General features: G+C 71.7%; 16 protein-coding genes and 1 pseudogene. 4 read left to right on the plus strand and 13 right to left on the minus strand.

The features are described 5' to 3' along the window. Window positions 1–100: 100 nt before the first annotated feature. The 4 genes from DFJ66_RS00715 to DFJ66_RS00730 all read right to left on the minus strand — a co-directional run bounded on the left by DFJ66_RS00715 (window position 101) and on the right by DFJ66_RS00730 (window position 5591). Entirely contained in the window at window positions 101–1483 is a 1383-nt protein-coding gene (locus DFJ66_RS00715; protein WP_121216943.1) for an aminotransferase family protein, read from the minus strand. A gap of 102 nt (window positions 1484–1585) precedes the next feature. Continuing rightward, a complete protein-coding gene (locus DFJ66_RS00720; RefSeq protein WP_121216945.1) occupies window positions 1586–3196 on the minus strand; it encodes a DHA2 family efflux MFS transporter permease subunit in 1611 nt (536 codons plus the stop codon). Between the two features lies 1 nt (window position 3197). Next, window positions 3198–4175 carry a carboxymuconolactone decarboxylase family protein gene (locus DFJ66_RS00725; RefSeq protein ID WP_121216947.1) on the minus strand — a complete coding sequence of 326 codons (978 nt, stop codon included), beginning with the start codon at window positions 4173–4175 and terminating at the stop codon, window positions 3198–3200. A 9-nt stretch (window positions 4176–4184) separates the two neighbouring features. Further along, window positions 4185–5591 carry an MFS transporter gene (locus tag DFJ66_RS00730; RefSeq protein ID WP_246029501.1) on the minus strand — a complete coding sequence of 469 codons (1407 nt, stop codon included), beginning with the start codon at window positions 5589–5591 and terminating at the stop codon, window positions 4185–4187. 163 nt (window positions 5592–5754) lie between these two features. Here DFJ66_RS00730 and DFJ66_RS00735 point away from each other — a divergent pair, with 163 nt between their 5' ends. Further along, entirely contained in the window at window positions 5755–6138 is a 384-nt protein-coding gene (locus DFJ66_RS00735; protein WP_246029502.1) for an SgcJ/EcaC family oxidoreductase, read from the plus strand. A 241-nt stretch (window positions 6139–6379) separates the two neighbouring features. Here DFJ66_RS00735 and DFJ66_RS00740 read toward each other — a convergent pair whose 3' ends face one another. Both DFJ66_RS00740 and DFJ66_RS00745 read right to left on the minus strand, forming a co-directional pair. Next, window positions 6380–8041: an FAD-dependent oxidoreductase gene (locus tag DFJ66_RS00740; RefSeq protein ID WP_121216953.1), complete on the minus strand. Its 1662-nt coding sequence runs from the start codon at window positions 8039–8041 to the stop codon at window positions 6380–6382. Window positions 8042–8110: 69 nt separating this feature from the next. Beyond that, a complete protein-coding gene (locus DFJ66_RS00745; RefSeq protein WP_121230447.1) occupies window positions 8111–8641 on the minus strand; it encodes a DUF5987 family protein in 531 nt (176 codons plus the stop codon). Between the two features lie 721 nt (window positions 8642–9362). Between DFJ66_RS00745 and DFJ66_RS00750 the strand changes: the two genes are divergently transcribed. Next, window positions 9363–9998 carry a helix-turn-helix transcriptional regulator gene (locus DFJ66_RS00750; RefSeq protein ID WP_342776933.1) on the plus strand — a complete coding sequence of 212 codons (636 nt, stop codon included), beginning with the start codon at window positions 9363–9365 and terminating at the stop codon, window positions 9996–9998. 308 nt (window positions 9999–10306) lie between these two features. Here the strand turns inward: DFJ66_RS00750 and DFJ66_RS00755 are convergent, their stop codons facing one another. From DFJ66_RS00755 to DFJ66_RS00785, 7 genes and pseudogenes are all read right to left on the minus strand, one after another. Beyond that, the gene (locus DFJ66_RS00755; protein WP_121216955.1) at window positions 10307–11671 is read right to left on the minus strand and encodes a cytochrome P450; all 1365 of its coding nucleotides are present in this window, start codon (window positions 11669–11671) and stop codon (window positions 10307–10309) included. After that, window positions 11668–12675: an enediyne biosynthesis protein gene (locus tag DFJ66_RS00760; RefSeq protein ID WP_121230449.1), complete on the minus strand. Its 1008-nt coding sequence runs from the start codon at window positions 12673–12675 to the stop codon at window positions 11668–11670. The genes DFJ66_RS00755 and DFJ66_RS00760 overlap by 4 nt, the downstream gene beginning before the upstream one ends. Window positions 12676–12680: 5 nt before the next feature. Continuing rightward, a complete protein-coding gene (locus DFJ66_RS00765; protein WP_121216957.1) occupies window positions 12681–14603 on the minus strand; it encodes a CRTAC1 family protein in 1923 nt (640 codons plus the stop codon). Beyond that, window positions 14600–15580 carry a DUF1702 family protein gene (locus DFJ66_RS00770; RefSeq protein ID WP_121216959.1) on the minus strand — a complete coding sequence of 327 codons (981 nt, stop codon included), beginning with the start codon at window positions 15578–15580 and terminating at the stop codon, window positions 14600–14602. Before DFJ66_RS00770 ends, DFJ66_RS00765 begins: the two co-directional genes overlap by 4 nt. 118 nt (window positions 15581–15698) lie before the next feature. Further along, complete coding sequence (locus DFJ66_RS00775) at window positions 15699–16688, minus strand: DUF1702 family protein (protein WP_121216961.1); 990 nt, start codon at window positions 16686–16688, stop codon at window positions 15699–15701. A gap of 6 nt (window positions 16689–16694) precedes the next feature. Beyond that, window positions 16695–16910 (minus strand): annotated as a pseudogene (locus DFJ66_RS00780) (5-methyltetrahydropteroyltriglutamate--homocysteine methyltransferase); the annotation flags it as partial. Between the two features lie 34 nt (window positions 16911–16944). Further along, the gene (locus DFJ66_RS00785) at window positions 16945–17919 is read right to left on the minus strand and encodes a hypothetical protein (RefSeq protein WP_121216963.1); all 975 of its coding nucleotides are present in this window, start codon (window positions 17917–17919) and stop codon (window positions 16945–16947) included. Window positions 17920–18271: 352 nt separating this feature from the next. Here DFJ66_RS00785 and DFJ66_RS00790 point away from each other — a divergent pair, with 352 nt between their 5' ends. Beyond that, window positions 18272–23995, plus strand: coding sequence for a type I polyketide synthase (locus DFJ66_RS00790; RefSeq protein WP_121216965.1), 5724 nt, complete (start codon window positions 18272–18274; stop codon window positions 23993–23995). Continuing rightward, the gene (locus tag DFJ66_RS00795; protein ID WP_121216967.1) at window positions 23996–24454 is read left to right on the plus strand and encodes an acyl-CoA thioesterase; all 459 of its coding nucleotides are present in this window, start codon (window positions 23996–23998) and stop codon (window positions 24452–24454) included. Window position 24455: the final 1 nt, after the last annotated feature.

Here is a 24455-nt window from a genome sequence, read left to right on the forward strand (position 1 = left end):
GCGGACTGGATCTCGCCGGCTTCGCCGAAGCGCGTTGCGTGGGCGGAGGGCCTCACCCGGGGTTGTTGGTGAGGCCCTCGTGGCATTGGCTTGGTGGTTGTCAGCGGGGGGCGACCTGGCCGTCTGCGCCCAGGCGGGACAGGACTTCGATCGTTGCCTCCGCGGTGCGGCGGACCTGGTCCTCGCCGATCACCAGGGGCGGGGACATGACGATCACGTTGCCGTACGGGCGGACGATCACGTTGTGTTCGCGGCGGACCGCGTCGGCTACGCCCTCGGCCACGATCGGGATCATCATCGGTTCCTTGGTCTGCTTCGAGACCACCAGTTCGATGCCGACCGTCGCGCCGATCACGCGCACGTCGCCCACCTGGGGCAGGTCGCGGGCCGGTGCCAAGGACGACTTGAACCAGTCGCCCACGGTCAGGGAGCGGCCGATCAGGCCTTCCTTCTCGATGATGTCCAGGTTGGCCAGGGCCACCGCCGCCGCCACCGGGTGGCCCGCGTAGGTGTAGCCGTGGAAGAAGCCCTCGTTGCTGGTCACGACCTCCGCGATGGCGTCGCTCATCAGCAGGCCGCCCATCGGGATGTAGCCGCTGGTCAGGCCCTTGGCGATGGTGATCATGTCGGGCTTCATGCCGCGGGTGGCCGAGTCGAACCACGAGCCGGTGCGGCCGAAGCCGGTCACGACCTCGTCGGCGATGAGCAGGATGCCGTTGCGGCTGAGGACTTCGCGCACGCGCGGCCAGTAGTCGGCCGGGGGCTCGTGGACGCCGCCGCCGGCCATGACGGGCTCGCCGATCATCGCGGCGATGTTGCCGGCGCCGATGCGTTCGATCGCGCCTTCCAGTTCGGCGATCAAGGCGTCGGTGACGTCGCCGCCGCCGTACATCTCGTGGTGGTAGGGCCACACCGGGGACAGCTTCTCCACGTTCGGCAGGTTGGGGCCGACGTAGGTCTGCATCATCTCGAAGCCGGTCGCGGTGCCGCTGCCGTAGGACGCGCCGTGGTAGCCGAAGTGGCGGGCCAGGATCCACGTGCGGTTCGGCTCGCCGCGGCGGTTGTGGTAGAGGCGGGCGGACTTGATGGCCGACTCGACGCTGTCCGAGCCGCCGGAGGTCAGGAAGACCCGGTCGATGCCCTCGGGGGAGAGCTGGTTGAGCCGGTAGGCCAGTTCGATCGCCTTGTCGTTGGAGTAGTCGAAGAAACCGGTGTAGTACTCCAGCGTCGAGATCTGCTCGGCCGCCGCCTCGGCCAGCTCGCGCCGCCCGTGGCCGACCTGGGACAGCCAGTTGCCGCCGCCGGTGGCGTCGACGAGCTCGTTGCCGGCGGCGTCCCAGACCGTGGCGCCCTCGCCGCGGACGATCACCACCCGGTCGTTGCGGTCCATCCGCTGGTGGGGGTGCACCAGGAACCGCCGGTCGAGACCTGCCAGCTCGGTAGCGGACGCGGACTGCGTCGGCAACGCGGAAGAGATCGTCACAGTCTTCGTTCCTCACGTGAGAGCGGAAATTTCGTCTGGGTGGACCAGGGAACGGCTGAAATCTAGCCACCCGAGAACGCGGTCTCCTTCTCCGAGAATGCGCTACCGGAGGTCTTCTTCGAGGTTGCTGGATTTGTCGCCGATTTGGCTCGTGGTAGTTGGTTTTTTGTTCAACATGAGTGCTGACAAGCCGCCCAGGAGGATGGCGGCGGCGGCGACTGCGAGCGCGGATCGGCTTGCGGTCAGGAAGGCGGTGGTGAAGGCCTGGTGGGCGAGGGACGAGAACTGGGCGGCGGTGTCGGGTGGGAGGCCGTCGGGGACCGCCACGCCCTGCTGGCCGGTGCCGAGGCGCAGGCCGTGGGCGGCGGCGTCCTCGAACGCGTCGAGGAACCGCGGCCGGTGTTGTGGAGGTAGTCGGGTAGCCAGGGAAGCGCTTTCCGCGTGTAGCGTCGACACCAGGCGGTTCTGGAGCACGGCCCCGATGACGGCGGCGCCCAGGGCGGCACCGGTCTGGCGGGCGGTGTTGAGGACGCCGGAGGCCACGCCGGCGCGTTCGGCGGGAATGTCGCGCATGGCTTCGGTGGTGGCGGGAGCGAGGGCGAGTCCCATGCCGATGCCGGCCAGCAGCATCGGCACGACGAAGGTGCCCGGCGTCGACGTGGCGTCGGGCACGAAGGCGACGCCCAGGACGCCGGCGGCGTACAGCGCCATGCCGACCGTCAGCGGGAGCTTGCCGCCGACGCGGTCGGCCAGCCGTCCGCCCAGTGGCGCCACGGCGCTCAGCGCGATCGTCCAGGGCAACGCGGTCACGCCCGACATGAGCGGGCTCATGCCGAGCAGGGTTTGGGTTTCGATGACGAACACCAGCAACAGGCCGTACACCGCGAACGACGAGATGAGCGTGATGCCGGTGGCAACGGAGTAGTTCCGGTCGCGGAAGAGGTCGAGTGGCACCAGGGGTTCGTGCTGCCGTCGTTCCCACCAGAGGAAGGCCGCACCCAGCACAGCGCTCAGCACGAGCACCGCCGGGATGCTCACCACACCGGTGATCACGCCCCAGTCGTGCCGCTGGCCCTCGACCAGCGCGTACACCAAGGCCAGCAGCGCCCCGGTGGCCAGCACGACGCCCACCGCGTCGAACCGGTGCCGCCGCCCGGCGCGCAGGTCGGGCACGAACCGCAGCGCCAGGACCACACCGGCCGCGCCGAACGGGACGTTGAGCCAGAACACCGACTGCCAGCCGTACTCGGTGACCACCAGCCCGCCCACGGTCGGCCCGCTCACCGCCGCGACCCCGGCCACCGCGGTGAAGATGCCGAACGCGGCCCCGCGCCGTTGCGCGGGGAAGATCGCGGAGATCAACGTCAACGCCTGCGGGGTCAGCGCCGCCGCCCCGACCCCTTGCAGCACCCGGGCGGCGATCAGCACACCGGACGAAGTGGACAGTCCACAAAGGATGGAAGCGGCGGTGAAGACCGTGAGCCCGGCGACGAACACCGCTCGCGGCCCGACCAGGTCGCCGACCCGGCCGAACACGATCAGCAGCGACGCGAACGCCAGCAGGTAGCCGTTGAGCACCCACAGCACCTCGTCGATGCCCGCGTCCAGGCCCGCCATGACGTCCGGCGCGGCGGTGTTGACGATCGTGGTGTCCAGCAGGATCAGGAAGTTCGCCAGGCACAGCACCGCGAGGGCGCGCCACGGCCGCTCCACGTCACACCTCCGTCGCGCGGTGCAGCAGTCCCGCCATGCGCCGGGCCGCCGCGAAGGCCGACCACGACACCAGTTCCACCAGCCGGGCGTCGTCCCCGCCGACCGCGGCCACCACGTCGTCGTCGACCTGGTAGGAGGCCAGGGCCACCAGCAGCGCGAGGGTCGCGGCCGGGTGGTGTTCGGCGGGCAAGTCGGCCACCGCGTCGGTCACCCAGGCGCGGCTCAGACCCGGCGGGGTGCCGTCCCACGCGGCGAGCTCGTCGAGGACCAGGTCCCGCACCGGTGCGGCGAGCGCCCGGGAACCGCCCGTCTCGAACGCCGCCGCGACCCGGGCCAGCGCGTCGCCGAGGACCGGATGTCCCGACGACCAGGCCAGGTCCGCGGGCGGCGGTCCCGCCGGCAGCAGCCGCAGGGACGTACCGGGTGGTCGGTCGCCGCGCGCGCCCGCGCCCATGAACCGGCCCAGGAACCGCCGGGCCGGCGCGGGCGCGTTCGCGGGCAGCGGCGAGTCGCCGAGGAACACGTTGACCACGCGGTTGAGGTAGTGGAACGCCACCGCCACGCCCAGCAGCTCGGGCAGCTGCTCCACCGGGAACGGCCGGACCGGGCTCGACCGGTCCGCCCACGCCTCGACGTCCTCGAACGTCGTCGTGGTCAGCCCTTCCAGCGTGGCGCTGTGCACGGTGACGCAGTACGGGCAGGTGTTCGAGCGCGACACCGACGCGGCGACCGCTTCCTTCACCGCCCGCGGCGCGCGCCCCGACGCCACCAGCGTCTCGCGCAGCAACGCCCAGGACGCGGCCAGCGCGACCGGTGCCGGCGAGTGCAGCGCGACCGGCGGCGCGAGCATCCCGAAGTCGGCCTCCACGTCGGCGTACACGACGGCCACCAGACCGGTCGCGGCACCAGGCCGGACCGGCGTGACGTGGCGGACCTGGTTCAGGGAACGGCGCAGCGCGGTGCGGAGGATCCTGCCCATAGCGACTCCCTAGTCGACCCGAGGTTCTCCGGCCACCACCGCCGCCCGCCGGCCCGGCATCCCGAGCGCCACGACACAGCCCAGCAGCGCGAACGCCGCGGCGACCCCGATCGCCGGCCCGAAGCCGGCGGTGAACGCGGCGGGCGAGCCCACCCCGCCGAACGCGCCGAACACCGCGCCCAGCACCGCGATGCCGAACACGCCGCCCAGGATGCGCAACACGGTGAGCACCCCGGAGGCCTGCCCGACCTCGGCCGGCCCCACCGCGCCCACCACGGACTTCTGCGCCGCAGGCATCGCCATCGACACGCCCACGCCACCGACCACCAGCGGCGGCAGCATCTGCGCGTACCCGACGTCAGGCCCGGACACCGAGGCCAGCCACGCCATCCCGACACCTTGCAGCAGCAGCCCGACCACCATGAGCCGCCGCTCACCCCACCGGTCGGCGAGGACGCCGGCGATCGGCGCGCACACCATGAGCGTCCCGGTCCACGGCATCAACCGCAGTCCTGCGGCCAGCGGGCCGTGCCCCAGGACTTCGCGGAAGTGCTGGGCCAGCAGGAAAAGCGTGCCGTAGAGGGAGGCGTACAGGGCGAAGTTCGCGACGTTGGCGCTGGTGAAGGCGCGGATGGCGAAGAACCGCATCGGCATCATTGGCGCGGGTGTGCGTTGTTCGTGCCGGACGAACACCGCGACCAGCACGAGACCGACCACCAGCGACGCCAGAACCTCGACACCCGCCCAACCCACCGCGTCCGCCCGCACCAGCCCCCACACGAGCCCGAACACACCCGCGGTCACCAGCAGGACGCCCCACGGGTCCAGCGGGCGGACCGGACCGCGACCGTCGGCGACGTGCCGACCGACCAGCCGGATCACCACCGCGCAGATCGGGACGTTCACCCAGAACACCCACTGCCACGCCAGCCCCTCGGCCACGACCCCGCCGACGAACGGCCCGGCGAACGTCGCGATCCCGGTGATCCCGCTGAACAACCCGAGGGCCTTGCCCCGACTCCGCGGCGGAAAGGCGGTGCTGACGATCGTGAGCGCCAACGGCAGCACCAACGCCGCCCCCGCCCCTTGGAACGCCCGCGCGGCCACCAGCACACCCACCCCCGGCGCCAACGCACACGCCGCCGACGACACCGCGAACAACGCGAGCCCCACGACGAGCACCCGCTTGCGCCCGAACCGGTCACCCAGCGCCGCGCCCGTGGGCAGCAGCACCGCGAACGCGAGGCTGTAGGCGTTGAGGGTCCACTCGAGCGTGCCCAAGCCGGCGTCGAGGTCGCGCTGGATGGAGGTGAGCGCGGTGGCCACCACGAGCACGTCGAGCGCGACGATGAACGACGCCGCCGAGGCCAGGCCGAGCGCCCAGCGCTGGGCGGTGTCCATGCGGGGTGCGGTCACCCGGTAGATGCTGCCGCCGGTCGCCGCACGGGTCTTCTTCCAGGCTGCTCGGACCTCGCGTTCGGGTCGGGGGTGGCTTGCGCACGCACGAAGATGGCGGGCGGGGCGGCCCTTGCGACGATGGCTGTTGCCGAGACGCCCGAGCCACGGAAGAGGAATGCCGATGACCGTCGCAGAAGTCGTGCAGGTACCGCAGCGGATCGTCTCCGCGTGGGCGGCACAGGACCCCGACGCGTTCGCCGAGGTGTTCACGGAAGGAGGCACCCTCGTCCTGCCCAACGACGTCCTCCTCAAGGGCCGCGAGGAGGTGCGCGCGTTCATGAAGAACGCGTTCGCCGGCCCGTACGCGGGCACCACCGTGACCGGCGACCCCGTCGACGTGAAGCTGCTCGGCGAGGACGCGGCCGTGCTGGTGACCCAGGGCGGCGTCCTGGCCCCGGGCGAGACCGAGGTGTCCCGTGAACGCGCGATCACCGCCACCTGGGTCCTGACCCGCGAGGCCGGCGAGTGGAAACTGGCGGCCTACCAGAACACCCCCCGCTTCTGACCCCACCGACGACGACCGCGGCCCCCGGCTGATCCGGCCCGGGGCCGCGGCTTTTCGCACGCGCCGCCGCCGGAACGCCCCACGCCCCACGCCCCACGCCGCCGCTCGCCCCGATGCCACCTGCTCTTGGACACCGCCGGCGGGATTGGCGCTGCGGGCTGGGGCTGCGAGGCCGAGTCGGGGTGCACGTGGAACCGGCCGTGCGGAGCGAGCCCGCACGGCCGGCCTGGGAAACCCGGGGTCAGTCGCGCACCAGGTCGGGCAGCAGCTGCCGCACGCCCCGCCGCCCGCTGGTCTCCCCGTCCGGCGACGGCGCGCCGTACTTCACGTCCACCCCGCGCTCCTGCAACGCCCGCACGATCCCCGGCATCGCTCGTTCCGCCAACGCCGCGATGGTCAGTGCCGGGTTCACCGTCAGCGCGCCCGGTACCGCCGCGCCGTCGGTGACGAAGATGCCCGGGTGGCCGCGCAGTTCGTGGCGGTCGTCCAGGGCGGAGGTTTCCGGGTCGTCGCCGATGCGGCAGGACGCCAGCGGGTGCACGGTGTAGGCGCCGACCACGTCGTTGGTCCACGGCATGACTTTCGACAGGCCGTCCTTCTCCATGATGGCCTTGACCGTCGCGTCGGCCTGCCGCCACCCGAACAGGGTGTTCTCGGTGGGGTTGTAGCGGATCGGGCCGCGGCCGAGCATCTGCTGGGAGATGCGGATCGCGTTGCCGGTGGGCGGGGGAGTGCCGAAGACGCCCTCGTTGTCGTCCTCGGTCATCGAGAAGATGGTCAGCCACGACTGCCACTGCTCGACGATCTTCTTCTTCTCCGCGCCGAACCACGTGGGCGCGCCCGGCAGCGCGTCCGGGGTCTGCGCCAGGATGGTGCCGAACCCGGGCGGGAAGTACAGCTGCTCCAGGCAGAACCGGGAGAACTCCGGCAGCGACCCGTCCAGGTTGTCCCAGCTGGCCACGCAGGGGCCCTTGCCGATCTGGTTGGCCGCGTAGGACAGGTCGTCCTCGCGGGACAGGCCCAGCAGGTCGCGTGCCTTGTCCTCGTCGATGATGGCGGTGTTGAGGCGTTCGCCGTTGCCGGAGAAGTAGCGGCCCACGGCGTGGGGCATCCTGCCCAGCGTGTCCTCCGACCGTTGGAGGATGACGGGGGTGGCGCCGGCGCCCGCGGCCAGGACGACGATCTTGGCGTCGATCTCGCCGCTGCCCACGCTCACCCGGTAGTCCACGTCGTGGATGACGTTGTAGCTGACGCGGTAGCCGCCGTCGTCGGTGCGGGTCAGCTTCTGCACCTCGTGCATCGGGCGGATCTCCGCGCCGTGCGCGATCGCCGCGGGCAGGTAGTTGAGCAGCAGGGACCGCTTGGCGTCGAACTTGCAGCCGGCCATCATCCAGTTGCAGTTGGTGCACAGCGCGGTGTCGATGGCCACCGGCACGGGGTTGGCGGTGCGGCCGGCGTGGTTGCAGGCCGCGGCGAACAGGCCGCCCGCGTAGGTGACCTCGTCCCAGTCCTGCTTGGTGATCGGCAGCGCCTCGCTGACCTTGTCGTACCAGGGGTCCAGCGTGTCGCGGTTGATGGTCGAGGGCCACATGCGCCGCCCGATGCTGCCCTTGCGCTCGAAGATGAAGCGCGGCGCGCGGGGCATCGCGGCGAAGTACACCACGCTGCCGCCGCCCACGCAGTTGCCGCCGAGCAGGCTCATGCCGTCGCCCACGACGAAGTCGAAGATCCGGGTGTAGGAGGAGCCCAGCAGGTAGTCGTGCTCGAAGTCCTTGCTCTCCAGCCAGGGACCGCGTTCCAGCACGGTCACCTTGGCCCCGCCCGCGGCGAGGTGGTACGCGGCGATCGCGCCGCCGAAGCCGCTGCCGACGATCAGGACGTCGGTGCTTTCGGTGCTCGTCATCGAAACTCCAATCGCCGGGCCCGACCGGCACGGCGGACGTGCGAGGGGCGTCGCCCTCGCGGGGGGTGGTCAGGCGGGGTTGCCCGACGGCGTGGTGCCGGGGTGGCGGCGAGCGAGGGGCTTGCCGTAGGAGTAGGAGGGGAACCGCCAGAGCCCGTCGGCGTCCGGCTTGGCGAACTTCATCGCGCGCAGGCCGGGGTGGCCGGCGGCGATGGCGTCGAGGGTGTGCAGGTGCGCGCCGGTGTCGAAGGCCATGTTGCTGAACAGGGCCAGCGCCACCCAGCCGTCCTTCTCCGGGTGTCCGGGCGCGACCAGCCGGGCCACCAGGGCGGTCCGGTGCTCGTAGGACAGCGCCACGAACGGCGGCACGGTCTCGTCGAGCTCCACGCCGTGCTCCGCCGCGTAGGCGGTGGCGTGCCCGTTGAGCATCAGGGTCAGGCTGTCCAGGCCGTCGACGACGCCGGCGGCGGGCGTTTCCAGCAGCTCGACCGCGCCCGCGACCACCGCCCCGTCGTCGTCGGCGACGCCGGCGATGGCGCGGTCGTCGGGTGAGCGCTTCGCCCCGGGCACGATGGTGTCCGCGAACGCCTCGAGGGTCATGGTCCGTATGGCGCGGTCCGGTGCGGTGTCCGATTGCACGGCTGATCCTTCCTCCGGTCGGCGAAGAATGGGCCGACCGACGCCCGCACATCCCGGGCGGTCGACTCGGGGAAATACGCCGAAGGCCATCGCCACGACGTTCTACACATGGTCGGTCGAAGGATCTTCACGGCGCTTCTTCGTGCTTGCCCCAATATTGTTACCGGGCCGTTCGTCGGCTCGTGGTGGGCCGCCTGGCGCACTGGCCGTTCGGCTGTCGGCAGGCTGGTCGAAGGTGCGGGTGGGGGTGCCGTTCGAACTCCGCACAATTGCCGGGTGTGGGGTGGTGGGATGACTGGCAATGTCCCGCCGGGGACTTATGTATCCACGCTGCGGGTGGTGGCGAAAACAGTGTCGGACAAGATCGTTACGTCCGTCGACCGATGATCTTGCAAGATGGTTACAAAGCTCGTTCACCCACCTTGCGCAGGCTGTGAGGGCCCTGTAGCTTGCAAGAATCATCGAATGGGACACAACTGGGGAAGCAACTGGGGAGTCCTTGGGGGGATGTTTCGGGGCCGGGCGCGCAACCGCGCCGGGTCGACCACGGCCCGTTCTCCGTCGCCGGCGGGCCGGCCGTGTGTCGTGTGTATCTGATTCACCTCTGTGTGCATCTCTGCGAATGGGGGTCGTAGTAGTGGGTGAAGTCCTTGAACGGGCAGTCGGCAAGGTAATCGACTTCATGCACGAGAACATCGGTGAACAATTCACGATCGACGACATGGCGCGGACCGCCAATTACAGCAAGTTCCACTTCTCGCGGGCGTTCCAGCGGGTCACCGGGGTGTCCCCGGGCCGGTTTCTGGCCGCCATCCGGTTGCAGGAGGCCAAGCGCCTGCTGGTGTCCACGACGTTGACCGTGACCGACATCAGCCACCGGGTGGGCTACACCAGCGTCGGCACGTTCAGCTCCCGCTTCCGCAGCAGCGTCGGCGTCTCGCCGACCACCTACCGCCAGCTCGGCGGGTTCGCCGCGCACATCCCGATGGCCCGCCGCGCGCTGGACCCGCGCACGGCCAGCGTGCAGGGCGACATCTCCGCGCCGATCGGCGGCGCACGCGGCTTGATCTTCGTGGGGCTGTTCCCGGACGGCATCCCGCAGGGCTCGCCCATCCGGTGCTCGGTGTTGCACCGTCCGGGTCCGTACGTGCTCACCAACGTCCCGCCCGGCACGTGGCACCTGCTGGCGCACTCCGTGGCCCCGGCCGCGAGTCCATGCTGGGCGACGGCCCGTTCGCCGACGACCTGGCGCTGTCGGTGGCCTCGTTCGGCCCGATCACCGTCCGACCCGGGGTGCCGCTGCGGCACGCCGACCTGACCCTGCGTCCGATCTGCGTCCTGGACCCACCGGTCCTGCTGGCGCTGCTGGACGTGCGCACCATCGCACTGGGGGCCAACGCCGCCAGCTGATGCCCGTCACCTCGGGCACCGCCGGCGGGAACGGCGTGGACAACCGAAAACACGAACGAAGGGCCGCCCCCGGGATCGGGAGGGCGGCCCTTTTCGGCGTTCGGGCGATTTGGGTGATGTGAGAATCACCGCCCGGCACCGGATCGCGGAGAAGAAAGGGCGGTGGGCGGGGAACGATCCCCGACCCACCGCCCCTGGACGGCCGGCGAAACCGTGCTACGGCACCGGGTGCACCGTCATCGGCAGCCCGCCGCGCACGCGCAGCGACAGCATCGGCTCGGGCACCACCTCGTAGCCCGGCACCGTCCGCAGGTCCAGCTCCCGCGCGATCATGGCGATGGCGAAGGTGGCCTCCATCATCCCCAGGTGGTTGCCCACGCAGAACCGCGGTCCCGCGCCGAACGGGATGTAGGCGTACCGCGGCCGGTCGTGGGTGACGTCCGGGTCGAACCGCTCCGGGTCGAAGCGGTCCGGCCGGTCCCAGAAGGCCGGGTGGCGGTGCAGGGTGTACGGGCAGATGAGCACGTCCGCCCCGCGCGGCACGAAGTAGCCGCCCACCTCGTCGTCGGCCTGGGCCGCCCGGGGCAGGATCCACACCGGCGGGTACAGCCGCATGACCTCTTCCACGACCATCGCCGTGTACCGCAGGCCGTGCAGGTCCTCGTACACCGGCATCCGGTCGCCCAGCACCGCGCGGGCCTCGGCGCGCACCCGTTCCTTGACCTCCGGGTGCCGGTCGAGCAGGTGGAACGTCCAGCCCAGCGTGCTGGCCGTGGTCTCGTGGCCCGCCAGCATCAGCGTCACCAGCTCGTCGTGCAGCCGCTGCGTGCCGAACGCCGGGTCCGGCTCCTCGGCCACCGACGCCATCACGCGGGACAGCACGTCGTCGCCGTCGGCGTTGCCGTGCGCCACCCGCCGGGCCGCCAGCTCGTCCACGACCCGGCGCAACTCCTTGCGCGCCTTGCGGAACCGCAGCTGGTGGGGGAGCGGCACCCACATGGGCACCGCGCTCATCGTCACCATCTCGAACATGGCCTGGTCCTGCACGGCCTCGAACGCGTGCCCCACCTGCTCGAACTCCGACAGGTCCTCCGAGAGCAGGGTCCGCCCCAGCACGTCCAGGGTCAGGCCGGTCATCTCCGCCATCAGGTTCACCGGCGCACCGCCGACGCCGGCGCGCAGCCGGTCGACCAGCCGGCCCGCCGACTCGGCCACCGCGCCCGCCTGCCGCGCGATCCGCTTGTGCTGGAACGCGGGCTGGGTGGCCCGGCGCTGCTTGCGCCACAGCTCGCCCTCGCTGGTGAGCAGCCCGTCGCCGAGCGCGCGGCGGGCGTGCACCAGGCCGATGCCCTTGTGGTAGTTGGCCGCGTTGTCGGCCAGGACGTGCTTGGCGTGGTCGGGGTGGTTGAAGAAGTACAGCGTCTTGGGCCCGATGGCCATCTTCACCGCGTCGCCGTACCGGGTCGCGGCCGACGTCATCAGCGCCAGCCGGTCGCCGGCCAGCTTCTTGAGCAGGCCCAGAGTCGCGCTGCGCGGAGGCCCCGGGGGCGTCCGGCGGACGTCGGCCGCGATGCCGGTCATGTCGGCACGACCTCCGTCGTCTTCTTCGGCGCCCCGTTGCCGTTCAACGACACGGCGGGCTCCTCCACCGGCGCCACTGCCGCCAGCGCCTTCTGCTGGGCCTCCCACTCGCGCCGCGAGCGGTCCACGATCTCCAGCGCCCACAGGAAGCCGCCGCGGATGAGGCACACGATCGCCGTGGCGAAGAAGATGCCGTACGGGATCGACATGCCCATCAGCACGCCGTACACCGCCGCCACGCCGCCGCCGAACGCGATCTGCGACACCGGCCGCGACGGACTCGTGCCCGGGTCGGTGACCATGTAGTTGGTGAACAGCACGAACGCCACCCCGGTCATCATCGCCAGGCCCGCCGGGATCGAGGTGTCCAGCAGGAACCCGCGGATCACCGCCTGGAGCGCGAACCCGATGATCCAGGCCATGATCAGCCACAGCCGGCCGGTGAGCATGCCGTTGAGCATGGTGCCGGCGGTGATGATGATCAGCGGGATCAGCCAGTCCACGAACGTGCCGACGTGCTCGGTGAAGTGGTAGGGCGGCGCGATGGACGCCCACGGGAACACCAGCAGGATGACCGCGATGCCGAAGTTCGACGGGTTCATGAAGTGCCGCATCCGGCCGCGCACCGGCGCCCGCAGCACCCACTTCGCGCCCACCGCCACGGTGACGCCGAAGATCATCGCCAACAGGTTGTCGTTGACGTAGATGAGCATGTTCATCGCCAGGCTGGTGATGTGCGCGGGGTAGAGGAACTCCATGAGCCCCCGGAACCCGTTGCCGGCGAAGCGCGGCGGGCGGCCCTCGACGCGGGCGCCGATGATCTCCAGGACGATCTCGACGGTGTACCCGGTGGCCAGCGCGATGAACGGCCACAGCCAGGGCTGCTCGAACCCGAGGACGGTGTAGCCGATGATGTTGAAGACGGTGATCGAGATGGCGAACCGCCGGAGCGCGGTGACCACCTTGGGGTCGTGCCGCGGCGGGCTCGGTTTGGTCTCGGCCATGTGGGTCACTTCTCCTTGGCCTGGTCGCCGAGCTGGAGGTCGTGCCAGCCCGCGGACAGTGTCAGGTCCTGCTCGTGGATCTCGCCGTCCCGGTCGCGCCACGTGACGTGCGCCGAGATCGGGCCGCTCGCGTCGCCGAGTCCGAAGTGGACTTCGTGGCTGCGCTTGCCGGAGTGGCCGCTGCCGCCGTCGACCCGGTTCAGCTGGGTGCGCCCGTCGGAGGTCTTGACGGTGACCTGCGCGCCGACGGCGGGCGCGCCGTCCTCGTGCGTGAGCCGCAGGCCGAGGAAGCCGTTCGGGGACTTGCCGGTGTTGTGGTAGAACACCGGGTCCTCCCACTGGCGGGACACGGCCATGTCCAGCCGGCCGTCGCCGTCGACGTCACCGGTGGCGATGCCGCGGGTGGGCACCGGGATGTCCAGGCCCAGCTGCGGGGACAGGTTGTCGTAGCGGCCCTCGGCGTTCTTGACGAACAGGCGGAACCGCTGCGCGCCACCGACGTCGTCGCCCGCGGTCACGTACGGCCACCACGCCGGGTCGGCCAGCAGGGCGTCGTTCGCGGTGGCCAGCTCCTGCAGCTGGGGCCAGCGGTTGACGTCGCCCTTGACGAACCCGGTGGCCTGTGCGACCTCCAGGTCGCCGTTGTTGTCGAAGTCGGACAGCTTCACGTCCCAGCCCCAGCCCGACCAGGCCAGCAGCAGGGGCGCGCTCTCGTCCTCCCAGGGCGCGTCGCCCTCCTTCAGCGCGGCCTTCACGTCCGCGCCGGTGCTCATGAACGCGAAGTGGCTCTCCTCGATGCCGAACGACGTCGTGATGTTGCTGACGTACATGTCGTAGATGCCGTCGCCGTTGAGGTCGCCGAAGTCCACGCCCATGCCCTTGAACGAGTCCTTGCCGACGTTCTTGGACTTCGGTTCGAACGGCGAGCGCGAGCCCTCGACGAGCGCGAACTCGAACTTGCCCGGCGTGGACTTGTTGTACAGCAGGCGGTCCGGGCCGAAGTCGTGCGCCAGGTACAGCTCGGGCAGCATGTCCCCGTCGACGTCGTTGGAGCTGGAGGCCAGCACCCAGCCCTTGGACGCGTCGTGCGGGATGGCGTCGTCGTGCTGCTTGAAGGTCGCCGTGGGGTTCGCGCCCTTCGTCCCGCCGGTCCACTCGAACACGTAGTCCTCGCCGCCGTTGAGGGCGTTGGACATCGAGTGGTTCATCTGCACGCCGCCGGACTTGCTCGGGTCCAGCACCGGGCCGTGCGGGAAGTAGTTGCCGATGTAGATGTCGGCGTGCCCGTCGCCGTCGAAGTCCGCGACGGTGGCCGAGTTGGTGTTCCACTGCGGGCCGGCGTAGGTGCCGCCGGACGCGCCGGGCACCAGCTCGGTCGCCTTGTAGGAGTCGGCGGTCAGCGTCTTCTGGTCACCCCTGGCCAGGTGCAGGATCGGCGTGCGGCCCCACAGGTAGACCAGGAGGTCCATCGCGCCGTCCTCGTTGAAGTCGCCGGGGACGCAGCCCATCGGCGCCATCACGTCGTTCACGGGCAGGGACCCCGAGCTCAGCGCGAACGGCGTGTAGCGCGGCTTCTTGCCCGACTCCGGGGCGGGGGTGACGATCACCTGGTCGATGCGCACGTCCACGAAGCAGATGTCGTTGGACAGCCCGTCACCGTCGAGGTCGTTCATCGCGATGGCGGAGCCGACCGACGAGATCCACGCGTCGATGTGCCGGTAGTCCTGGTTGACCTTGCGGATCGACTGCTGGGTGTAGCCGCCGGGCAGGGCGATCGACTCGGGCGCGAACCCGAACCCCGATGCCAGGTCCCGCTTGTCGGCGGCGGACGACTCGGGCAGGCGGGCCAGCGAGAACGTGGCGGCGACCAGCACCAGCGCGACGATCCCGGGTAGTTGCCTGCGCAGCCAGCCGGTGGTGGCGCTCACGAACCGACTCCTTCCTGGTGGACGAACTCTCGGGCGATGCGTTGCCGCCAGACCTCGAAGGCGGGCTCGGTGCCGTCGGTGATCGGCGGGGCGGGCCGCACGTCCTGGGTGACCTTCGCGGCCACCTCCGGCGTGGTGCCGCAGAACACCTGCGTGGCCAGACCGGTGTGCGGGACCATCAGGCCCGCCTTGACCCGGGCCTCGGCCGCGAACGCGCTGGCCTGCGCGACGATCCCGGCGTGCCGCCCGGACCGCTGCCGGAACAGCTCCAGCTCGTCCTCGGTCACGCCGCCCGCGTAGGTGGCGGCCAGGCCCGCGCCTGCGTACAGGTCCTCGCGGCGGTGCTCGGCGAACCCGTCGATCAGGTCCGCGACGTACTCGGGGTCGGTGCCGCCGACGAACCACATCGCGCGGCCGATGCCCTGGTCCAGCGCGCGGTTGGTGTAGGCGCGCGGACCCTCGGCGGGCCACGGGAAGTCCCGGTCGACGTACTGCCCGTGCACGTACTTGTCGGTCTTGAAGTAGGCCTGGTGGAAGCCGTAGCCGTCCAGGACCAGCCAGCGCAGCAGCGGGTCGGTGGCCGCGCTGCGGGGCCAGCGGAACCGGGGCAGCCGGGCCATCGCCCAGCCGATCCCGACGTAGACCATGTAGACGTGGTCCGCCGCCCGTCCCTCCAGGAACCGCTCGACGTGCCGGGAGTGGCCGAAGGGCATGCCGTCGAGGATCGCGAAACCCATTCCGGCGCCCTCGTAGGCGAAACCCTTGAACCGGGTCGGCAGCTTTTCCAGTTCTCGTTCGGCGTCCCGCGGTTCGCGCGCCTCGACGGCGTGTGCGTAGCCGGCGAGGAACATCGCGCCGACCGTCTCCAGCAATTCCTTGCCGGCCTCGTTCTTCACCCGGAAACCCCGGGTCTCCATCAGCGTCTCGGACAGGTTCGGCGTCAACAACCGGCGCCGCAAGGCGCGCAAGGCACTCACATTCGTCCCCCCAACGTCGGGCGGCCAGGAAACCGGGCTAGGATCGGCAAAATAGTTGCAGCGCGGCGCGCGGCGCGGCTACTTCAGACGTGCGGAGCAGGCGCGGGCCAATGCGCGCTCAGGCGAGGAGATTCTTCGTGGCTGCGGTGAAACGCGCACGAATTCGGCTGCGCCACACCTCGTAGGGCGGTACCGCGCCGGGTGCGTCGGGTGCCACGGCGGTGGCGTCGGCCAGTTCCGACGCGGCTTCCGGGGTGATCTCGCCGAACGTTTCCACGGCGGTCGCGCTGTGCGTCGGGACGAATCCCGCGTGAATTCGTGCCTTCACCGCGAAAACGGAGCCGAGGGCGAGTTCGGCGCGGTGCTCGCCCGCGGCGGCCGGCAGACCGGCCAGCTCGTCGGGCGTGCCGCCACCGGCGAACGTGGCCGCCAGGCCCACACCGCTCCACAGGTCGGCGTGCCGGGCCGGGTCGAACCGCGCGACCGCCGCGGCCACCTCGGCGCTCTGCGCGCCGTGGATGAACCACAGCGCCCGGCCGATGCCCTGGTCGATGGCGCGCGGGAAGTAGTCGGGGCGGCCGTGCCACGGGTAGGGCGCGGGCACGCGCTGCTCGTCCACCCACTTGCGGGTGTGGAAGTAGGCCAGGTCGAAGCCGTAGCCGTCGACGGCCAGCCAGCTCATCGTCGGGTGGTAGGGCGAACCGGCCAGGTCGGGCACCACCTTGCGCCACAGGCCGCGCGGCAGGTGGTTCATGGCGAACCCGATGCCGATGTAGGCCACGAACAGGTGCTCGGCGCCCGGCCCGGACAGCAGGTCCCGGGTCCGGGTGCCGCGCCCCATCACGTCGCGGATGGTGAACGCCATCGTCGCGCCCTCGTAGGCGAAGCCGCGCAGCTCCGGCTCCACGAACCCCAGCCGGCGCACCACCTCCCACTGGTCGCGCGAGTCGATGCCCCACTCGAAGCCGCACACCACCGACTGCGGGATGGCCTCCAGCTTCGGCGCGTACTCCGACGACGCGCCGGGAAAGCCGCGCGAGCCGAAGGTCACCTCCTCCAGGGAGGGCGCCATCAACAGCCTGCGCAGCGATCCCAGCGTCGTGGACATGATCTGCTAGACCCCCAATGCGTCTTCGGCTTTCCTCGTGCCCTCGACCCGGGCGGCGAACTTGGCGAACGCGGTGTCCCGCGAGGTCGAGGTGTCGTCGGCGAACGGCGCGCAACCGCAGTCGTCGCACGTCCCCAGCTGGTCGGGCGGGATGGACTCGGCCGCCTCCAGCACCCGCTCGCGCACCGCCACCACCACGTCACCCGGGTCCAGGTCCGGTATGCCCGTGACCGGGTGGGTCAGGAAGCCGCGCGGGTCAGGCCCACGGCGCGGTGGGGTACCAGGGGATGATCTCCCGCCGGGCCAGGAGCCGGACGTCCCAGTACAGGAAGGTGAAGACGCCGGCCACGATCAGCGCGACGGCGGTGATCACGGTCGCGCGGGTGGGCTTCTCGGTCAGCCACCGCTGCAACCGGCCGCCGGTGAAGTGCGCCAGCGCGAGGAACAGCAGGGCCATGATCACGATGTTGCCGACCGACTGCAGGGTGAACGCGGCGGCGCCGTAGAGGGGATTCCCGCTCTCGGCGGCGTCGCGGAACATCTGCCGGAACAGGGCGAACGGTCGACCGATGAGGAACCCGCCGATCAGCACCCCCATGAACACCATGGGCGCGTTGGGCCGGCGCTGGGAGATCTTGCGGAACGGGTCCTTGACCACGCCCAGTGACGCCAGGCCCAGGTAGGTCATGACCAGGCCGATCACGCCGAACACCACCAGCGACTGGATGCTGCGGCCGTTCAGGCTGCCCGCAGCGGCCTGCGCGGTGGCGAACTGCGGCATCCGCGTGCCGAAGACGCCCACCAGGGCGCCGTAGAGCGCGGACACGCCGATCATCCCGACCGACAGCCACCCCAGCGGCCTGAGCGAGGCCTTCAGCCGTGACCACCGGCTGCCCGTCGAGCCCAGCAGCGGCGCGACCGCGCCGAACGCGGCGATGTTGCACGCGGTGAACGAGCCCGCGATGCCCGTGGCGAAGGCGAACGCGATGCCGGCGGCGATCCCGGTGATCGGGGTGCCCTTGGCGTCGTGGCCGAGCAGGGTGTTGGCGACGTTGTCGCCGATGACCGAGTCCACGAAGTGGGCCGACCACACCACGGTGAGCAGGAAGCCGCCCAGCGCGGCGAGCGCGATGACCAACCCGCGCCGGCGGGGGAAATGGCCGTTGACCAACGTCGAGGTGGCCCGCGGATCGGATCGGAGGTGGAGGTGGTCGGTGTCGCTGCGGGTCATGGGCTCTCCTCGCGGTCGGTCGTCGGGCCCGGGTCCTTTGGTCGTCGGTGACGTGAGCGGACACCAGCATCCGTCGCGCCGGCGGTCGGTCCTTCTCCAAAAATGCGCAGTCTGCGCCGACGAGGGCGGTCCTGCGCCGGTCCGAAGGTTGCGCCACCGGACCGACAATGAAAATGACGCTGTTATGGAATAGTCGCCGGGCTGAGGGCACAATCGGAGAAGCAACGCCGTCGGTGCTCCGGCAGGCTAGGCCGGGCGCGCATTCTTCGAAGCATCGCGGCCATTGCCCGACAAAGGTGCGCGGTGTTTCTGCCCGAGGGGATCGAACCGGAGTCGCGGAGACGGTGAAAGCATGAGCAGTGAGCGGATCGCAATTGTCGGCATCGGGTTGCGGTACCCCGACGCCGGTTCCACCGGAGAACTGTGGGAAAACGTGTTGGCCGGTCGACGTGCCTTCCGCCGGCTGCCCGACGAGCGGATGAACCACGCCGACTACTACTCGCCCGACCCGAAGGCGCCGGACCGCTTCTACTCGGCCAAGGCCGCGGTGCTGCGCGACTTCGAGTTCGACCGGGTCCGCTACCGGGTGGCGGGCAGCACCTACCGGTCCACCGACCTGACCCACTGGCTGGCCCTGGACGTGGTGTCGCAGGCCCTGGCCGACGCGGGCTTCCCCGACGCCGAGGGACTGCCCCGCCGCACCACCGGCGTGGTCCTGGGCAACAGCCTGACCGGCGAGTTCTCCCGGGCCAACATCATGCGGCTGCGCTGGCCGTACGTGCGCCGCACGGTCGCCGCCGCGCTGACCGCCAAGGGCTGGCCGGAGGACGAGACCGCGGGCTTCCTGCGGGAGCTGGAGGTGCAGTACAAGGCACCCTTCCCGCCCATCGACGAGGACTCGCTGGCGGGCGGCCTGGCCAACACCATCGCGGGCCGCATCTGCAACTACTTCGACCTGCACGGCGGCGGCTACACCGTGGACGGCGCCTGCTCCTCCTCGCTGCTCTCGGTCGCCACGGCGGCCAAGTCGCTGGTCGAGGGCGACCTGGACGTGGCGGTCGCGGGCGGGGTGGACCTGTCCATCGACCCGTTCGAGGTCATCGGCTTCGCCAAGACCGGCGCGCTGGCCACCGGCGAGATGAAGGTCTACGACAAGGACTCCAACGGGTTCTGGCCCGGCGAGGGCGCGGGCGCGCTGGTCCTCATGCGCGAGGACGACGCCCTCAAGCGGGGCGCGCGGATCTACGCGACCATCGCGGGCTGGGGCGTGTCCTCGGACGGCAAGGGCGGCATCACCCGCCCCGAGGCCGCCGGCCACCGCCTGGCCATCACGCGGGCCTACGAGCGCGCCGGCTACGGCGTGGAGTCCGTCTCCTACTTCGAGGGCCACGGCACCGGCACCGCGCTGGGCGACGCCACCGAGATCGAGGCGCTGTCCTCCGCCCGCCGCGCCGCCGACCCGCACGCCCGGCCCGCCGCGCTGAGCAGCGTCAAGGGCAACTTCGGGCACACCAAGGCAGCGGCGGGGGTCGCCGGTCTGATCAAAGCGACCCTCGCCGTGCACCACCAGGTCATCCCGCCGGGCACCGGCCACTTCGACCCGCACCCGAAGCTCACCGCCGACGACGCCGTCATGTACGTGCCGCGCGCGGCCGAGCTGTGGCCCGACGACCAGCCGGTGCGGGCGGGCGTGTCCGCGATGGGCTTCGGCGGCATCAACACCCACATCGCGTTGGAGCAGGCGCCCGACGCCGCCCGCCGGGCGAGCCTGGACGACCAGACCCGCGCGCTGGTCGCCTCCCGCCAGGACGCCGAGGTGCTGCTGTTCGACGCCGTGGACCCGGCGGCGCTGCGCGAGAAGCTCACCGAGGTGGCCGCGCTCGCGCCCAAGCTCGCGTTCGCCGAGCTGGCCGACCTGGCGGGCGCGCTGGCCGCGCGGCTGACCGGGGCCCCGGTGCGCGCGGCGGTCGTGGTCACCAGCCCGGACGAGGCCGCGCGCAAGGTCGGGCGGCTGCTGGAGCTGCTGGACGGCGGACCGGTGTTCGACGCCGCAGACGGCATCTTCCTGGACTCGCGGCCGGACACCCCGCGCATCGCGTTCCTGTTCCCCGGCCAGGGTTCCGGGCGGGGCGCGGTGGGCGCGATCCGACGCCGGTTCGCCGCCGCCGAGGGTGTGTTCGCGGGCTTGGGCCTGCCGACCAACGGCAACCAGGTCGCCACCGAGGTCGCGCAGCCGCGCATCGTCGCCGGGGCGCTGGCGGGCCTGAAGGTGTTGCGGGAGCTGGGGATCGAGGCGGACACCGCGGTCGGGCACAGCCTCGGCGAGCTGACCGCCGTGCACTGGGGTGGCGCTTTGAGTGCCAGCCGGGTGCTGAACCTGGCCGCCGAGCGCGGTCGCGTGATGGCGTCGGCGAGCAAGGGCGGCGGCGCGATGGCGGGCCTGGCCACCGGGCCGGAGCGGGCGCTGGAGCTGGCGGCCGGCGAGGACGTGGTGATCGCGGGCTACAACGGGCCGACGCAGACCGTGCTGTCCGGACCGGCCGAGGCCGTGGACCGGGTGTGCGCGGTGGCGCGGGAGGCCGGCGTGCACGCCACCCGCATCAACGTCTCCCACGCCTTCCACTCGCCGCTGGTGGAGCCGGCGGCGGTGGCCATGCGGGAGCGGCTGGTGGACTTCGACTTCGGCCGCCTGATCCGGCCGGTGCACTCCACGGTGACCGGTGACGTGCTGGAGCCCGGCACGGACCTGCGCGACCTGCTGCGCGACCAGGTGCTGCTGCCGGTCCGGTTCCACGAGGCCGCGGCCAAGGCGGCGGCGCGGACGGACCTGGTGCTGGAGGTCGGTCCCGGGCGCGTGCTGACCGGGTTGATGGGCGAGATCGCGCCCGGCAAGCCGGTGCTGTCGGTGGACACCGACTCGGCTTCGCTGGTGCCGCTGCTGACCGTCGTGGCCGCCGCCCACGCGCTGGGCGCGCCGGTGCGGGTGGACGCGTTGTTCGCCGACCGGGTGCTGCGGACGCTGCCGCTGGACGGGGACATGACGTTCCTGGCCAGCCCGTGCGAGACCGCCCCGACGTGGGACGCGGGCGCGGTCGTCTTCGAGGAGCCGATCACTGCTGTGGAGTCCACCGAGGACTCGTCCGCTGAGTCCACTTTGGAGTTGCTGCGGAAGCTCGCCGCGCAACGGGTCGAGCTGCCGCTGGAGGCGATCAGCGCGTCCACCCACCCGTTGGACGACCTGCACCTGAGCTCGATCACGGTCGGCCAGCTGGTCAACGAGGTGACCCGCACGCTGGGCCGTCCCGCGCTGGAGGCCCAGCCGAACTTCGCCACCGTCCGGTTGGGCGAGCTGGCCGAGCTGATCGACCAGTTGGCGTCCACCGACCACGCCGAGGAGAAGGCAGGCGGCGAGGTGCCCGGTGTCGCGCCCTGGGTGCGGCCGTTCCTGGTCACCCGGGTCGAGCGCCCGCGCCCGGTGGCCACACCGGCAGCGGCGGGGGAGTGGACCGTGTTCGCCCCGGCCGGGCACCCGCTGGCCGAGCCGTTGCGGACGGCGTTGCCCGGTGACGGTGTCCTGCTGATCCCGGCGGAGGGGGACGCGAGCCTGTTCCTGGAGGCCGCGCGGACCGTGCTGGCCGCGCCCGCCGGGACGAAGTTCGCCGTGGTGCAGGGCAAGCTGGGCGCCTCCGGGCTGGCCCGCACGCTGCACCTGGAAGCCCCGCACGTGCCGGTGACCGTGGTCGAGTTGGCCGACGACGCCGACGCCGTGGCTCGAGTGGTCGCCGAGGTCGCCGCCACGACCGGGTTCTCGCAGGTCCGCTACGACGAGAACGGCGTGCGGACGGTCCCGGTGCTGCGAGCGGTGTCCGGCACCAAGACCGGCACCCCGTTGACCGCGGACGACGTCCTGCTGGTCACCGGTGGCGGCAAGGGCATCACCGCCGAGTGCGCGCTGGCCATGGCGCAGGACTCCGGTGCCGCGCTGGCCCTGGTCGGCCGGGCCGACCCGGCGCAGGACCCCGAACTGGCCGCGAACCTGGCCCGCATGACCGCCGCCGGCGTCCGCCACCGCTACGAACGCGCCGACGTGACCAGGGCGGCCGAGGTCGCCGACGTGGTCGACCGGTTCCGCGCCGAGCTGGGCGAGGTCACCGCCGTGCTGCACGGTGCCGGCCGCAACGAGCCGCGCGCGATCACCGGCCTGACCGACGAGGACTTCGCCAAGACCCTCGCGCCCAAGGTCGACGGCCTGCGGGCGGTGCTGGACGCGGTGGACCCCGAGCGGATCAAGCTGCTGGTCACCTTCGGCAGCATCATCGGCCGGGCCGGTCTGCGCGGCGAGGCGCACTACTCGACGGCCAACGACTGGATGTCCGAGCTGACGGTGGACTTCGGCCGCCGGCACCCGAACGCACGGGTCCTGGCGCTGGAGTGGTCGGTGTGGTCGGGCGCGGGCATGGGCGAGCGCCTGGGCGTGGTGGAGGCGTTGATGCGCGACGGCATCACGCCGATCTCCACCGACGCCGGCATCGCCGTGCTGCGCGAGGTGCTGGCCGACCCGGAGGTCGGTCCGGTGGTGGTGGTCAGCGGCCGGGCCGCGGGCCTGCCGACGCTGGAGCTGGAGCGCGAGGACCTGCCGCTGACCCGGTTCGTGGACCGCGTGCTGGTGCACTACCCGGCCGTCGAGCTGGTCACCGAGGCGGAGCTGTCCGCGGGCAGCGACCCGTACCTGGGCGACCACCTGCTGGAAGGCGACCTGCTGTTCCCGGCGGTGCTGGGCATGGAGGCCATGACCCAGGTCGCGACCGCGCTGACCGGGTTCGACGTGCCGCCGGTGCTGGAGGACGTGGAGTTCCTGCGGCCGGTGGTGGTGCGGCCGGACGGGTCGCTGACCGTGCGGCTCGCGGCCCTGGCGCACGGCGACGTGGTGGACGTGGCCATCCGCGCCGAGGACACCGGGTTCTCCGCCGACCACTTCCGCGCCCGCCTGCGCTTCCCGCGCCCGGAGATCCCCTCCGGCGGACCGGTCGAGGAACCCGGCCTGCCGCTGGTGCCGGTCGACCCGGTGACCGAGCTGTACGGCAGCGTGCTGTTCCAGGGCAAGCGGTTCCAGCGGTTGCAGGGCTACCGGCGGGCCTCCGCGCGGCACGCCGTCGCCGAGGTCGCGACCACCCCGGTGGCGACCTGGTTCGCCCCCTTCCTGCCGCAGGACCGGCTGCTGACCGACCCGGGCACGCGGGACGTGATGATGCACGCCATCCAGTGCTGCGTCCCCGACGCGACCCTGCTGCCGCAGCGGGTGGACCGGCTCTACCTGGCCCACCCGGGCGAGCAGGCCGCCGAGTACGTCGTGCTCGACGCCCGCGAGCGGTCCCAGGACGGCGACAGCTACACCTACGACCTGGACGTCCGCGACCCGGCGGGCAAGGTCGTGGAGCGCTGGGAGGGCCTGGTCCTGCGGGCGGTGCGCAAGCGCGACGGCGCCGGCCCGTGGACGCCGACCATGCTCGGCTCCTACCTGGAGCGCTCGCTGGAACGGGTGCTGGGCGGGTCCCGCGCGGTCGTCGTCGAGCCCGACCCGACCGACACCGACTCCGACCGGCGCGCCCAGACCGCGTTGGCGCTGGGCAGGGCGCTCAACCGGCGGGTCGAGGTCCGCTACCGGCCCGACGGCAAACCCGAGGTCGACGGCGCGGAGGTGTCCGCCTCCCACGGCGCGGGCCTGACGCTGGCCGTCGCGGGCGCGGGCCGGCTCGGTTGTGACGTCGAGACCGCGCTGCCGCGCGCCGAACAGGACTGGGCCGACCTGCTGGGCGCGGACCTGATGGCCGTGCGCGACCTGCTCTCCCGCGAGGCCGCGGAGACCGCCGCGGTCGCCGGGACGCGGGTGTGGGGCGCGCTGGAGTGCCTGCGCAAGACCGGGTCCACGACCCAGGCCCTCACCGTCGAGCGGGTGCACCCCGACGGCTGGGCCGTGCTGTCCGCGGGTGACGCGAAGGTCGCCACCTGGGCCACGACCGTGAACGGGCGCACCGAGCCGGTGGTGTTCGCGGTGCTCGTCGGGAAGGAGGGCTAGATGTCGGACTACTACGAGATCCGCCACACCGTCGGCTTCGAGGAGACCAACCTCGTCGGCAACGTCTACTACGTCAACTACCTGCGCTGGCAGGGCCGGTGCCGGGAGATGTTCCTCAAGGAGAAGGCGCCGGCGGTGCTGGCGGAGGTCCAGGAGGACCTGAAGCTGTTCACGCTCAAGGTGGAGTGCGAGTTCTTCGCCGAGATCACCGCGTTCGACGAGCTGTCGGTGCGGATGCGGCTGGAGGAGCTGACCCAGACCCAGGTCCAGTTCAGCTTCGACTACGTCAAGGTCACCGGCGGCCAGGAGCTGCTGGTCGCCCGCGGCCGGCAGCGCATCGCGTGCATGCGCGGCCCGAACACCGACACGGTGCCCGCGCGGGTCCCGGAGGAGCTGCGGCGGGCGCTGGCGCCCTACGCGGAGACCCGGGTCCTGGCGCGAGCCGGACTGGGGGGATGAC

Source organism: Saccharothrix variisporea, from assembly GCF_003634995.1.
Classification (GTDB): Bacteria; Actinomycetota; Actinomycetes; order Mycobacteriales; family Pseudonocardiaceae; genus Actinosynnema; species Actinosynnema variisporeum.

Coding starts and splice junctions, on each gene's coding strand:
- DFJ66_RS00775 (WP_121216961.1), bottom strand. CDS start 16,688: ATGTCCACGACGCTGGGATCGCTGCGCAGGCTGTTGATGGCGCCCTCC.
- DFJ66_RS00785 (WP_121216963.1), bottom strand. CDS start 17,919: ATGACCCGCAGCGACACCGACCACCTCCACCTCCGATCCGATCCGCGG.
- DFJ66_RS00735 (WP_246029502.1), top strand. CDS start 5,755: ATGACCGTCGCAGAAGTCGTGCAGGTACCGCAGCGGATCGTCTCCGCG.
- DFJ66_RS00795 (WP_121216967.1), top strand. CDS start 23,996: ATGTCGGACTACTACGAGATCCGCCACACCGTCGGCTTCGAGGAGACC.
- DFJ66_RS00760 (WP_121230449.1), bottom strand. CDS start 12,675: ATGGCCGAGACCAAACCGAGCCCGCCGCGGCACGACCCCAAGGTGGTC.
- DFJ66_RS00750 (WP_342776933.1), top strand. CDS start 9,363: ATGCACGAGAACATCGGTGAACAATTCACGATCGACGACATGGCGCGG.
- DFJ66_RS00790 (WP_121216965.1), top strand. CDS start 18,272: ATGAGCAGTGAGCGGATCGCAATTGTCGGCATCGGGTTGCGGTACCCC.
- DFJ66_RS00740 (WP_121216953.1), bottom strand. CDS start 8,041: ATGACGAGCACCGAAAGCACCGACGTCCTGATCGTCGGCAGCGGCTTC.
- DFJ66_RS00755 (WP_121216955.1), bottom strand. CDS start 11,671: ATGACCGGCATCGCGGCCGACGTCCGCCGGACGCCCCCGGGGCCTCCG.
- DFJ66_RS00725 (WP_121216947.1), bottom strand. CDS start 4,175: ATGGGCAGGATCCTCCGCACCGCGCTGCGCCGTTCCCTGAACCAGGTC.
- DFJ66_RS00745 (WP_121230447.1), bottom strand. CDS start 8,641: ATGACCCTCGAGGCGTTCGCGGACACCATCGTGCCCGGGGCGAAGCGC.